The organism is Streptomyces sp. NBC_00286, from assembly GCF_036173125.1.
Classification (GTDB): Bacteria; Actinomycetota; Actinomycetes; order Streptomycetales; family Streptomycetaceae; genus Streptomyces.
Genome location: NZ_CP108054.1, coordinates 633,618 through 646,556, shown reverse-complemented (window position 1 = coordinate 646,556; position 12,939 = coordinate 633,618). Strand labels below are relative to the sequence as shown.

Annotated in this window: 11 protein-coding genes; 5 read left to right on the top strand and 6 right to left on the bottom strand. The window is 71.2% G+C overall.

Features of this window, described 5'->3' with window-relative positions; translation table 11 throughout:
• Positions 1 to 53 precede the first annotated feature (53 nt).
• From OHT21_RS03090 to OHT21_RS03070, 5 genes are all read right to left on the bottom strand, one after another.
• Positions 54 to 779 carry a CBS domain-containing protein gene (locus OHT21_RS03090; RefSeq protein ID WP_328766634.1) on the bottom strand — a complete coding sequence of 242 codons (726 nt, stop codon included), beginning with the start codon at positions 777 to 779 and terminating at the stop codon, positions 54 to 56.
• A 639-nt stretch (positions 780 to 1,418) separates the two neighbouring features.
• Entirely contained in the window at positions 1,419 to 1,847 is a 429-nt protein-coding gene (locus tag OHT21_RS03085) for a hypothetical protein (protein ID WP_328766633.1), read from the bottom strand.
• 217 nt (positions 1,848 to 2,064) lie between these two features.
• Positions 2,065 to 4,749, bottom strand: coding sequence for a pyruvate, phosphate dikinase (gene ppdK, locus OHT21_RS03080; protein ID WP_328766632.1), 2,685 nt, complete (start codon positions 4,747 to 4,749; stop codon positions 2,065 to 2,067).
• A gap of 100 nt (positions 4,750 to 4,849) precedes the next feature.
• A complete protein-coding gene (gene adhP, locus OHT21_RS03075; protein WP_328766630.1) occupies positions 4,850 to 5,860 on the bottom strand; it encodes an alcohol dehydrogenase AdhP in 1,011 nt (336 codons plus the stop codon).
• Positions 5,861 to 5,988: 128 nt separating this feature from the next.
• Positions 5,989 to 6,861: a universal stress protein gene (locus tag OHT21_RS03070; protein WP_328766629.1), complete on the bottom strand. Its 873-nt coding sequence runs from the start codon at positions 6,859 to 6,861 to the stop codon at positions 5,989 to 5,991.
• Between the two features lie 320 nt (positions 6,862 to 7,181).
• Here OHT21_RS03070 and OHT21_RS03065 point away from each other — a divergent pair, with 320 nt between their 5' ends.
• The 5 genes from OHT21_RS03065 to OHT21_RS03045 all read left to right on the top strand — a co-directional run bounded on the left by OHT21_RS03065 (position 7,182) and on the right by OHT21_RS03045 (position 11,368).
• Positions 7,182 to 7,874 (top strand): response regulator transcription factor, encoded by a 693-nt coding sequence (locus OHT21_RS03065; RefSeq protein WP_328766628.1) that lies wholly within the window; start codon positions 7,182 to 7,184, stop codon positions 7,872 to 7,874.
• A 135-nt stretch (positions 7,875 to 8,009) separates the two neighbouring features.
• Positions 8,010 to 9,038, top strand: a complete 1,029-nt coding sequence (gap, locus tag OHT21_RS03060; RefSeq protein ID WP_328766627.1) for a type I glyceraldehyde-3-phosphate dehydrogenase — start codon at positions 8,010 to 8,012, stop codon at positions 9,036 to 9,038.
• Between the two features lie 431 nt (positions 9,039 to 9,469).
• Complete coding sequence (locus OHT21_RS03055; protein ID WP_328766626.1) at positions 9,470 to 10,312, top strand: GAF domain-containing protein; 843 nt, start codon at positions 9,470 to 9,472, stop codon at positions 10,310 to 10,312.
• Positions 10,272 to 10,568 (top strand): hypothetical protein, encoded by a 297-nt coding sequence (locus OHT21_RS03050; protein WP_328766625.1) that lies wholly within the window; start codon positions 10,272 to 10,274, stop codon positions 10,566 to 10,568. The genes OHT21_RS03055 and OHT21_RS03050 overlap by 41 nt, the downstream gene beginning before the upstream one ends.
• Positions 10,547 to 11,368 (top strand): NAD(P)(+) transhydrogenase (Re/Si-specific) subunit beta, encoded by an 822-nt coding sequence (locus OHT21_RS03045; RefSeq protein WP_328766623.1) that lies wholly within the window; start codon positions 10,547 to 10,549, stop codon positions 11,366 to 11,368. The genes OHT21_RS03050 and OHT21_RS03045 overlap by 22 nt, the downstream gene beginning before the upstream one ends.
• 89 nt (positions 11,369 to 11,457) lie before the next feature.
• On the opposite strand, the gene OHT21_RS03040 is transcribed toward OHT21_RS03045, so the two are convergent.
• Positions 11,458 to 12,936, bottom strand: a complete 1,479-nt coding sequence (locus OHT21_RS03040; RefSeq protein ID WP_328766622.1) for a hydrogenase large subunit — start codon at positions 12,934 to 12,936, stop codon at positions 11,458 to 11,460.
• Positions 12,937 to 12,939 lie beyond the last annotated feature (3 nt).

The following is a 12,939-nucleotide window of genomic DNA, read 5'->3' as shown; positions in this document are numbered from 1 at the left end:
GTGGCGGCCGTGGCCGCCGTGTCCGCTGCACGCCGCCGAAGCGGCGCCAGGGACTACCGCTCGGGGAGCCAGTGGTGGGCTATCCGGTGCGAGGGGTGCTTCTCGGGCGGGCGCGTGTCGTCGATGCGGAAGGTCAGGCTGTTCATCACGCCTACCACGCCGTCGACCCGCCAGGTCAGCTGGACCACCAGCGGGATGTCGCTGCGGCGTTCCAGGCGTCCCTCCAGCGTGGCCGTGCCGTCGTGGACGGAGACGATGACGGTGTGGGGCGGCAGGCACATGGCGCGGGTCAACACTTCGTCGATGATCTCCTGACGGATCTCCTCGTCGGTGCGCAGGAAGACCCGCAGCAGGTCGCGACGGGTGGCGATGCCGATCAGACGGTCCTCCTCGTCCACCACGGGCAGTCGTTCGATGTGGTGGCGTTCCATGACCCGTGCGGCGTCCGCGACGGGTTGTTCCGGGTGCACGGTGATCGCGGGTGTCGACATCAGCTGCCCGGCGGTCATGGCGCGGGCCTTGGCGGGCGCGATGCGTGCCTTCCGGCGCAGGGCCGGCAGCCGGAAGCGGCCTCCCCGGTCCCGTTCGGCCTTCGCCGCCTGTCGACGTATCAGGTCGGTCTCGGAGATCACGCCGAGGACCTTGTCGTCGGCGTCGACGACCGGCAGCCCGCTGATGCGGTGCCGGGCCAGCAGCTGCGCCACGTCCTTGAACGGTGTCTCCTGGCGGGCCTCGATGACCTCGGCGGTCATCACTTCGCCGACCTTGGAGGTCTTCATGGCAGTTCCCTTCAACACTGGTGCGTGCGGAGCGCGATCGGTGTCCCTTGCGCACGGCCCTTGCGGGCCGACGGATCCTTGCAGGGCGTCGTGCTCCTGCGGTGGGCATCGGGGGCCGGAACTTGCGGGTGAGGGCGGCCGGTCCGGCCGCTGCTGTCCCGTTGGACTGTCCCGGGTAGCCGGCCCCCGATGCCTCTTCAGCCTCCCGCGCACCGGCTCGATGGCGCTGGGGCCAACTGGTCCCGAGTCCCCGGGCCGAACCGCCCTCTCCTCGGCCCCACTCGGTCCGGGCACGGAACCGCCACACAGAAGGCCAGGAAGGCCGGCCGCCGCGCCGCGGGGCGACAAGGACTGCAACCGTCAAGCGGAGTACGACAGTTACCGCGCCCACTGTCACGACGGCGGCAGCCGCTCAGCGCGCGGCGGCGATGCCGAACGTCACCGAGGCTGAGGTCCGCGACGGTCCGGCCCGGCTGGACCCGGCCAGTTCCGTACGCTCCGGCGCCGAGCGGCGTGGGCGTTGGTTGAGGCCGAAGGCGCCGTTCTGTGCGCTTTCGTCTGCACAGCCCAGTGCGCAGTGGGTACTCCTCGAATGGCGCCGAGGTCCCCAGGCCCTGCACGGATCGCTGCCCGGGCGGGTCACGCCGAGCGGGTGTCCTGCTGTCCCGCGTCGCGGCCCGCGGGGGCTTCGGCCGGTTGCCCGCCGCGCCAGGGCGGGGTGACCGGCCGGTGGGCGGCATTGCCCCCTTGGGCCGCTCGCTCCACCTGACGGCGCAGCCGGTCCTGCAGCCGGTCGGTGACTTCCTGGCTGGTGGCCTCCTGCGCGTGAACGACCACGACGGTGCGGCCCACCCGGAGGTCGGCCACGGCCGACCACGGGTGCTCGGCGTGATGGGCCGCCGCCTTGGCGATCCTCACCTCGCCGGTGACCGCCGGCAGCCCCTGCCGGTTCACGACAGCGCCGATCTTGGAACGGGTGTACGCGAGGGCTTCCTCACTGACCTCCCCTTCGGCGCGTACCTGGACAACAGCCGTGGTATCCCGGGCTCCAGCGTCCCTGCCAGTCATGCCGACCACTCCTTCTTGTTCTCGTTCTCTGCCGGCTCCAGCCTTTCGCCGAGACCGGCCGTGGCCCCAGGGCCGATCGGCCTCGGCGCACGGGCCGTGGGTCCCGGCGTGATCACGGCCGACCCCGCTGATGGGGCGGACCTGCGCCGGATCCGGGCAAAGCAGTCCGCCGGGAGGGTCGAAGCCGGGCTTACAGCTCCGGCCCTCCGGGGGTGTGTCACCTGCTGTCGCCGGCGTCCGTCTCGGTCAGCGCGGCCCGACCGGCCTCCAGGCGGGCGACCGGGACCCGGAACGGTGAGCAGGAGACGTAGTCGAGGCCCGCCGCGTGGAAGAAGTGCACCGATTCAGGGTCACCGCCGTGCTCGCCGCAGACTCCGATCTTCAGGCCGGGCCGGGCGGCGCGGCCCTCGGCGACCGCGATCTCGACCAGGCGGCCCACGCCTTCGCGGTCGATCGTCTCGAACGGGGACACCTTGAAGATGCCCTTGTCGAGATAGGCGGAGAAGAACGCCGCCTCCACGTCGTCGCGGGAGAAGCCCCAGGTGGTCTGGGTCAGGTCGTTGGTACCGAAGGAGAAGAACTGCGCCTCCTGGGCGATCCGGCCCGCCGTGAGCGCGGCCCGCGGCAGCTCGATCATCGTGCCGACCGGGCACTCGACGGTGACGCCGGACTCCGTGCTGACCTCGGCCAGTACCTGTTCCACCTCCTCGCGCACGAGCCGCAGTTCCTCGACCGTGTCGATGAGCGGGACCATGATCTCCGCCCGCGGGTCGCCGCCCGCGCGCTTGCGGTCCACGACCGCCTCGGCGATGGCCCGTACCTGCATGGCGACCAGTCCCGGTGCCACCAGGCCCAGGCGTACGCCGCGCAGGCCGAGCATCGGGTTCTCCTCGTGCATGCGGTTGACGGCGTCGAGCAGTTCGAAGTCGTGGGCGCTGGGCGGGTTGCCGTGTGCCTCTGCGGCGGCGAGGCGTACGGCGAGTTCGGTGCGGTCGGGCAGGAACTCGTGCAGGGGCGGGTCGAGGAGGCGGATGGTGACCGGCAGGCCGTCCATCGCCTCCAGGATGCCGACGAAGTCCTGCCGCTGGAGCGGCAGCAGCGCGGCCAGCGCCCGTTCACGTTCGGTGTCGGTGCGGGCCAGGATCATCGCCTCGATCAGTTGCCTGCGGTCGCCGAGGAACATGTGCTCGGTTCGGCACAGACCGATGCCCTCGGCTCCGAACCGGCGGGCGCGGGCGGCGTCGTCGGGGGTGTCGGCGTTCGCCCGCACGCCCAACCGCCGTACGCCGTCTGCTTGTTGCATGGCGTGGGCCACGGCGTCGACCAGCCCGGCCGAGGCTTCGCCGGTCTCGAAGTACCGCATCACCGCCGAGTCCACCAGCGGAGCCGCGCCGGGATAGACGGCGCCTTCCGAACCGTCGACGGAGATGACCGTGCCCTCCTCGACGGTGGTGGCGCCCACGGTGAAGCGGCGGCCCTGCGGGTCCACGGTGATCTCTTCGGCCCCGCACACACAGACCTTGCCCATGCCGCGGGCCACCACGGCCGCGTGGCTGGTCTTGCCGCCGCGGCTGGTCAGCACGGCCTGAGCGGCGATCATGCCGGGCAGGTCGTCGGGTGTGGTCTCCTGCCGTACGAGGACCACCTTCTCCCCGGCGGAGGCACGCCGGACCGCCTCAGCGGAGTCGAACACCACGGCACCGACGGCGGCGCCCGGCGAGGCCGGGATGCCGTGCGCGAGCGGGTTGCCCACGGCCGAGGTGTCGAACCGGGGGAACATCAGCCGGGCCAGCCCATCCCCACTGACGCGCGCCAGCCCTTCGTCCGCGCTGATGAGCCCCTCGTCGACCAGCTCGGCGGCGATGGCGAACGCGGCCTCGGCGGTGCGCTTGCCCACCCGGGTCTGCAGCATCCACAGCCTGCCGCGCTCGATGGTGAACTCGATGTCGCACAGGTCCCGGTAATGGGTCTCCAACGTCCCCATGTGCTCGCGGAGTTGGGCGAACGCCTGAGAGTTCAGGCGACCCAGTTCGTCCAGCGGCACGGTGTTGCGGATCCCGGCGACGACGTCCTCGCCCTGCGCGTTGGACAGGTAGTCGCCGTACACGCCACGGGCGCCGGTGGCCGGGTCACGGGTGAAGGCGACGCCGCTGCCGGAATCGGGACCGAGATTGCCGAAGACCATCGTCTGCACGTTGACCGCGGTGCCCAGGTCGTCCGGGATGTGTTCGCGGCGGCGGTAGAGGCGGGCGCGCTCGCCGTTCCAGGACTCGAAGACGGCCAGCACTGCCCGGCGCAGCTGCTCGGCCGGGAGCTGGGGGAAGTCCTCCCCGGTCTCGTGCTTGATCAGGTTCTTGTACGTCTCCACGAGCTGGGCGAGGTCGCCCGCGTCCAGGTGCAGATCGTCCGGGGCGCCGCGCAGGTCCTTGAGCTGCGTCATGGCCTGCTCGAACACTGCGCTGTCGACACCCATGACGGTGCTGCCGAACATCTGCACCAGGCGGCGGTAGGAGTCCCAGGCGAAGCGCTCGTTCCCGGAGGTCTTCGCCAGACCGAGCACGGAGTCGTCGTTCAGGCCGATGTCGAGGATCGTCTCCATCATGCCGGGCATGGAGAACCGGGCACCGGAGCGGACGGACAGCAGCAGCGGGTCGTCCGGCTGCCCCAGCCGTCGTCCGGCGGCCTCCTCCAGGGTGGTCAGGTGCTCGGAGATCTCGTGGGCCAGGCCGTCCGGCTCGGTGCCGGTGGTGAGGAAGGCGCGGCAGGCTTCGGTGGTGACGGTGAAGCCGGGCGGGACCGGCAGGCCCATGCGGGTCATCTCGGCCAGGTTGGCGCCCTTGCCGCCGAGCAGGTCGGCCATGTCACGGCCGCCCACGGTGAAGTCGTACACGTAACGGACCATGACGGTGCTCTTCCTTCCGGCTTCCCGGGGAATCGTGGTGCCCGGCCGTCTGCCGCGTGCCGTACTGCGGTCGGCACGCGGTGGCCAGGCGGTGGGTGGGTCACATCTCGAAGACGATGCGTGCCTTGATCTGGCCGTTCAGGACCTCGGCGATGGAGTCGTTGACGGTGTCCAGCGGGCGGGTCTCGTAGATCACCTTGGTGCGGCCGGCGGCGTGGAGCTGGAAGACCTCGTCCAGATCCTGGCGGGTGCCGACGATCGAGCCGATGACCGAGGTGCCGTTCAGGACGGTGTCGAAGATCGGCACGCTGATGGTGCCGCCGGCGGGCAGGGCGACCATGACCAGCTTGCCGCCGCGCCGCAGTCCGCCGTAGACGGAGGCGAACGCCTGCTCGTTGACGGCCAGCGCGATCGCCGCGTGGGCGCCGCCGTGCTGCTTCAGGACCTCCGCTGGGTCCTCCTTGCGGGCGTCGATGAGGATGTCCGCGCCCAGCTCGCGGGCCAGTTCGAGCTTCTCGTCGGTGACGTCGATCGCGGCGACGGTGGCTCCGGCGATCTTCGCGTACTGCACGGCCAGGTGGCCGAGCCCGCCGACTCCGGAGATCACGACGAGTTGGGTCGGCCGGACTCCGGCGACCTTGAGCGCCTTGTACGTGGTCACGCCGGCGCAGGTCAGCGGGGCGGCGTCGCGCGGGTCGATGCCGTCGGGGACCACAGCGGCGAAGTCGGCCGGGGCGAGCATCTTCTCGGCGTAGCCGCCGTCCACGCTGTAGCCAGTGTTCTGCTGCTTCTCGCACAGCGTCTCCCAGCCCGACAAGCAGTGCTCGCACCGCCCGCAGGCCCAGCCCAGCCACGGCACGGCCACCCGCTGCCCGACCGCCAGGTGCGTCACGCCGTGGCCGAGCGCCTCGACGATGCCGACGCCCTCGTGGCCGGGCACGAACGGCGGCGTCGGCTTGACCGGCCAGTCGCCGTGCGCGGCGTGGATGTCGGTGTGGCACAGCCCGGACGCCTCCAGGCGGACACGGACCTGGCCAGGGCCGGGCTCCGGATCGGGACGCTCCTCGATCACCAGCGGCTGGCCGAACGACCGGACTACTGCTGCCTTCATTTTGATGCTCCTCAGTTCTGTCTGTTCGGTGCGGTTCCAGCGTCGAACGGGCCCCGACGCGGCGGGCAGGTCCTGGACGTCCTCGCCTATGGGGCCGCTCGGCCCTCAAGCTGTGCGGAATCCGGCCCTCAGTCGTGCGGGACGACGGCGACCGGGGCAGCGGCGTGGTGCAGGACGGCATGGGCGACCGGCCCGATACGCATACCGAGAGCGGGTCGGTGCACCCTGCGGCCGACCACTACCAGTCCCGCCTGGGCGGCTGCCTGCAGAACGACGCCGGACGCGCGGGCGAGATCGACCGAGTGGGCGACCGGGACCTGCGGATACTTCTCGCGCCATGGCTCGAGCACCTCGGACAGAGCCTGCTCGGCCTGCCCTGTAATGCCGCCATTCTGACTGGCTAGTCGGCCGACTGCGGGGCCGTATCCGTACAGCGGCGGCAGGTTCGGCGCGTGCACGGCGCGCAGCGTGGTCCTGCGGGCGGCGGCCGCGTCGAAGGCGAACTCCAGCAGCGGCCCGGCCGGGCCGCCCAGGTCCTGGAGTCCGACCACGACCTCCCCGCCGTCGTGCTTGGCGGCCGAGCGGGCGTTCGCCCGCACCATGACTACCGGGCTGTTCGCCCGGGCGAGCACGCGCTGGCCGACGGAGCCGAGCAGGAACCCGGCGACGGTGCTGTGACCGCTGGAGCCCAGTACCAGCAGCTCCGCCTTCTCCGCCTGGCCCAGCAGCACCTCGGCCGCGGTGTCGGAGATCTGCTCGGTGCTGACCGTCAGTTCCGGATGCCGCCCGCGCAGCTCCTCCTCGGCCTCCCGCAGAATTCGCAGAGCCCAGTGCTTCTGCGTGTCCAGGTCCTGCGCGACCGGCACGTCGTGCGGCTGCCAGATCCAGGCGTGCACCAGATGCAGCGGCAGATCGCGGCGCTGTGCCTCGCGGGCTGCCCAGTCGGCGGCGGCCAGACTCTCGGGGGAACCGTCCAGACCGACGGTGATGGGGCGAATCATGGGAAGAGACCTCCGTGTCCGAAACGGGACCAGCGGGCCGCGGACGATTGCGCCGACCCTCACCCTGAGCCTCACAACAGGGCTGCCGCGACTCCAGGGGCCGATGGTCCCGATCCGGACTGCTTGGCCCTGCCGGCCAGGGCCCGTCCGTCCCACACAGCATTCGGCACCGCCACAGGGGAAACCGCCACAGGGGAAAGGGCCGATCGGCCCTGGCCCTTCGGCCCGGAATCCCGCAGGATCTCTCCCAGGGACGACCGGTCCCGCCCGCCAGGCGGATCCCGGCGCGGGAGACAGACGACGCAGGACAGGAGCCGTCGATGACGGACAGCGAGCAGCCCACCCCCAAGACCCAGATCAGGGTCTTTCTGCTGGACGACCACGAGGTCGTACGGCGTGGGGTGCACGACCTGCTGGACGACCAGGAGGACATCACCGTGGTTGGCGAGGCCGCCAATGTCGAGCAGGCTCTGGTGCGCGTCCCTGCCCTGCGCCCGGACGTCGCCGTGCTCGACGTCCGCCTGCCCGACGGCGACGGCATCACCGTGTGCCGGGAACTGCGCTCGCGTATGCCGGAGCTGGCTTGTCTGATGCTGACCTCGTTCGACGACGAAGAGGCTCTGCTGGACTCGATCATGGCCGGAGCCTCCGGCTACGTGCTCAAGCAGATCCAGGGATCTGACCTGGTCTCCGCCGTCCGCACGGTCGCCGCGGGCCAGTCCCTGCTCGACCCGAGCGCCACCACCCGGCTGATGGCCCGCTTGCGCAACGACCAACAGAAGGAAGAGGAACCTGACGCGCTGCCCGGCCTGACCAGCCGGGAGCAGGAGATCCTCGCTCTGATCGGCGAAGGGCTGACCAACCGCCAGATCGGCCAGCGGCTCTACCTCGCCGAGAAGACTGTCAAGAACCACATCTCCCGGCTACTGGCCAAGCTCGGCGTGGAGCGCCGCATCCAGGCCGCGGTCATCGCCACCCAGGTCCAGGAGCGGCTCAAGCACGACGGGGCCTGACAGTCCGTACGGGATCGAGGTCCACCGGGCCGAACGTCCCTCACCTGGCCCCCGGACGGCCCAAGCCCGATCTGATCCCCTGCCAGCAGGCTGGCAGCGCACACCAGAAGCGGATCGATCGGGAGGACTACGGACATGAGCGTGCGCGTGGGCATCAACGGCTTCGGCCGCATCGGACGCAACTACCTGCGCTGCGTACTGGAGCGCGCGGAGACCGGGGCGGGCACGCCCGTCGAGGTGGTGGCCATCAACGACATCACCTCGCCGGCGGCCCTGGCCCACCTCCTGGCGTACGACTCGATGTACGGCCGCCTCGGCCGCACCGTCGAGCACGACGACGACTCGATCACCGTGGACGGGCATCGCATCGCCGTGACCGCCGAACGCGACCCGGCCGCGCTGGCCTGGGGCGAACTCGGTGTGGACGTCGTCATCGAGTCCACCGGCCGCTTCCGCAGCCGCGAGGACGCCGGACAGCACCTGAAGGCCGGCGCCCGCAAGGTGCTGCTGTCCGTACCGGGCAAGGCAGTTGACGCCACCGTCGTCATGGGCGTCAACGAGGGCACGTACGACCCGGACAACGACCACGTCGTCTCCAACGCCTCCTGCACCACCAACTGCGTGGCACCGATGGTCAAAGTCCTCGACGGCGCCTTCGGCATCGACAAGGGCTTGATGACCACCATCCACGGCTACACCAACGACCAGGTCGTCCTGGACGGCCCGCACAAGGACCTCCGGCGTGGCCGCACCGCCGCCGTCAACATCATCCCCACGTCCACGGGCGCCGCCCGCGCCGTGGGCCTGGTCCTGCCGGAGCTGGCCGGCACCCTCGACGGCCTCGCGGTGCGCGTCCCTGTCGAGGACGGCTCCCTCACCGACCTGACCCTCGTACTCGACCGGGAGGTGACCGTCGACGAGATCAACGCCGCCTTCCGGGAGGCCGCCGACGGGCCACTGAAGGGCATCCTGCGGGTGTCCGACGCCCCGATCGTCTCCCGCGACGTCGTCGGCGACCCCGCCTCCTGCGTCTTCGACGCCCCGCTCACCCAGGCCCACGGGAACCTGGTGAAGGTGTTCGGCTGGTACGACAACGAGTGGGGCTACACCAACCGGCTCCTCGACCTCACCGAGTACGTCGTCGCCCGGCTCCCGCAGAGCTGACAGACCGACAACCGACAGGCGCCATGGGGCCCGCCGGACCGGACACCGAAGCCGGTCGGCGGCCCTGTGCCGTCGCGCAGTTCGATCTCGGGGGTGCTGTCGCCGACCCTGGCGGTACTGAGTCGTGGAACGACGCCAAGGCCGTCGAGCGGCAGCTCACGATCGGTGGGGTCGTCCTCGGCGCCGGCGTGCTCGGCCGGTGCACGTCGGCCATGACACCGACACCGACGTCGGCACTCACGCCCTGCGTGACGTGCCCGCCCGCTCCTGCGTCCGTACCCGACCCCGCACTCGGTGGGGCGGCCGTGCGCCACGACCGGAGGCCCAAGCGTCCCTGGCGCAGGGGCCGTTCGGCCTCTGCACCCTTCCCCGGATGCGGGTGAGGCTGGTGCGACCGCACTGGACGAAGGTACGTAGGAGGTGCTGGCCGCATGGATGCTTTCACCGCCACCTCGGCATCCGCGCTGCGCTCCGCGCACGAGCGGTTCCTGACCTCGCTCGGAACGCCGGAGGGTGTGCGGCGCCTTGTGGCCGACTCGTGGCAGCGCTGCGCGGCTGGCGGCGTACAGCCCGACGGCAGCCGTCTGCCGCCGCTGCGCGGAACGGCCGAACAACTGGCGGCCTACCGGCGCACCCACCCGCTGGTCACGGTGCTCCCCTTGTTCCGGGAACTGTTGGGAGCCGGTGCCGCGGACGACGGACATGTCTTCGCGGTCGGTGACGCGGACGGCACCTTGTTGTGGGTCGAGGGCGACACCGCGGCTGTGGAGCGCGCCGAGCGGATGCACTTCGCCGAGGGCGCCATGTGGTCCGAGGCGCAGGCCGGGACCAACGCCCCAGGGCTCGTACCGGAGTTGGGGCAGCCCGTCCAGGTCGTGGCCGGCGAGCACTACAGCGTTGCCGCGCACGGCTGGTCGTGTGCCGCCGCCCCGATACGTGACCCGGGTACCGGCCGGGTTCTCGGTGTCGTCGACCTCTCCGGTGGCGGCACCATCGCCACGCCCCCCGCTCTGGCCGCGGTCCGGGGTGCCGCGTTGGCGGCCGAGGCGGAGCTCGCCCGCAAGCTGACCGCGCCGGCGGTACTGCTCGGTCCCGATGGGCGCGTGGTGCGCCAAGGACGCGGCCTGCCCGGGAGGGGACGGCGCCGTACGGCTGTTGGCGCTGGGCCGGGACAGTGCCCTGCTGGAGTGCGCGGGGCGCGTCCACCGGCTGAGCCCGCGGCACAGCGAGATCGTGGTCGCGCTCGCTCTGGAGGGCCGTGGCGCAACCGGTGACCGGCTCGCGGTGGACCTGTCGGAGCGGGAGTTGTCCCCTTCGACGCTGCGGGCCGAACTGACCCCGCTGCGCACGGTGCTCGGTCCCGCCCTGCTCGGGTCACGGCCGTACGCGCTGCTGAGCCCGGCGCGGACCGACTTCGCCGACGTGACCGCGCTGCTCGCCGAGGGACGGGTGAGCGAGGCGCTGGCCGGCTACCCCGCAGCCAGGTCGCGCTGTACGGACTCGTCGTCGTGGCGCTGCTCTTCGGCGTGACGATGGTGCTGCCGATCGGCGGCGCCGACATGCCGGTGGTCATCGCCCTGCTGAACGCCTTCACGGGCTCGGCGGTCGCGATGGCGGGCTTCGTCCTCGACGAGACCGCGCTCATCATCGCCGGCATGCTCGTCAGCGCCTCGGGCGGCATCCTCACCAAGCTGATGGCCGACGCCATGAACCGGTCCATCGCCAACATCGTCATCGGCGGCTTCGGCACCGGCGACAGCGCTCCGGCGACGGCCGGCGCGGGCGGGACACCCGCCCAGGTGCGCCCGGTCTCCGCGGACGACGTGGCGATCCAGCTGGCGTACGCGCGCAAGGTCATCTTCGTGCCGGGATACGGCCTGGCCGCCGCCCAGGCCCAGCACGAACTCGGCGCCCTGGCCCAGCTGCTCACCGACCACGGCGTCGACGTCAGCTACGCCGTCCACCCGGTCGCCGGCCGCATGCCAGGACACATGAACGTGCTCCTGGCCGAGGCCAACGTCCCCTACACACAGCTGAAGGAGATGGACGACGTCAACCCCGAGTTCCCGCAGGCCGACGTCGCCCTGGTCATCGGCGCCAACGACGTGACCAACCCGATCGCCCGCCGCCCCGGCAACGCGATCTCCGGCATGCCGATCCTCGACGTCGACAAGGCCAAGAGCGTCGTCGTCATCAAGCGCTCGATGGGCCACGGTTACGCGGGCATAGACAACGAGCTCTACACCGACCCGAAGACCGGGATGTTCTTCACCGACGCCAAGAAGGGACTGAGTGAACTGAAGGCGGCGGTGGGGGAGTTCGTCGGCTGACGCACAACTACTGGCCACACGGCTGCTTGAGCCCTTGCGGAAGGCGCGAGGGCTCAAGTGATGTCCGGTTCAGTCGGGTTCCTGACCGGTCAGAGATCATTGCCGGCGTAGGAGAGATTGAAGCTTTTGTTGGTCAGTGGGAAGTCTGGGACGATCGTGTCGTTCAGGGCGACGGGCAGCGCGGGCCAGTTGAAGAAGGACGGGTCGACGGGCTTGACCCGCTCGAGGGTGCCGTCGGCGGCGAGCTCGACGCGGGTGGCGATGGTGCCGCGCCAGCCTTCGACGAGGCCGACGCCGCTGAGGGGGCCTTCCCCGGGCACCGCGGTAGGGCCCAGAACCGCGCCGGTCGAGACGCGGTCGGTGAGTTCCCGGATCAGGGTGAGAGAAGCGTCGATCTCTTCGGCCCGGACCAGGAAGCGGGCCAGGACGTCGCCGCCGGCGTGCACGGGGACGTGACCGGGTTGCCCGTGCGGGGTGAAAGGGTGGGCGATCCGGGCGTCCTGGGCCAGACCACTGGCGCGGGCGACGTAGCCGAGGCAGCCGATGTCGCGGGCGGCCTCGGTGCGCAGGATGGCGGTGCCGGTGAAGCGGTCGTGGACGGTGGAGTGGGCCAGCGCCAGCCGGACGATGTCGCGGATGTCGTCGCCGACGGCGTCCAGTTGGGCGGGGCCGGGCAGGGTGCGCAGGGTGCTGCCGCCGGGGACCACGCCGCCGCGCAGTAGGCGGTGTCCGGTCACCGTGCTGTTGAGGCGCAGGAGTTGTTCGCGGACGCGCTGGGCGTGGGCGTTGAGGATGCCGTATCCGACGTCGTTGCAGAGCATGCCCAGGTCGGCGACGTGGTTGTGGAGGCGTTCGAGTTCGAGCAGCAGGGCGCGGGCGCACTGGGCCTGCTCGGGGACGGACGTGCCGGTGGCCTCCTCGACGGCCAGGCAGTAGGCGAGGGCGTGGCCGACGGCGGTGTCTCCGCTGATGCGTTCGGCCAGCGGCAGCCCGGCCGCCACCGAGCGCCCCTGGAAGAGCTTCTCGATGCCCTTGTGCACGAACCACAGGCGGGCCTTGAGTTTGAGGATGGTCTCGCCGACGACGGAGAAGCGGAAGTGCCCGGGTTCGATGATCCCGGCGTGGACGGGGCCGACGGGGATCTCGTAGACGCCGTCGCCGGTGACTGCCAGGAAGGGGTACGGACCTTCCTGTTCGCCGAAGGCGGGTGCGTCCCCGGCATCGGGGTGCATCGGGTACCAGCCCCTGGGCCAGTGGAAGTGGCGTACCAGGCGGCGGGGCTGCGGGTGGTCGAGGGGGACGATGCCGTGCAGGTCGCGCATCTCGCGTTCGAACCGGCCGGCGGGGAACGAGAGATGGGCCAGGCTGGGCACCTCGGGCCGGGTGGGGTCGAGGCGGACATGGAGTTCGATGCGGGTGTCTGGTGGGCCGGAGACGAAGAGGTGGACCAGGCGGACGGCGTCGGCGTCGTGGTGTGCGGCGATCAGGGCCAGGCGGTGTCCGTCGCGCAGCAGCGCCTCGGCCCGATTGGGCAGTTCGGCGGCGGGGACGTCGTGCACGGTGCGCATCGG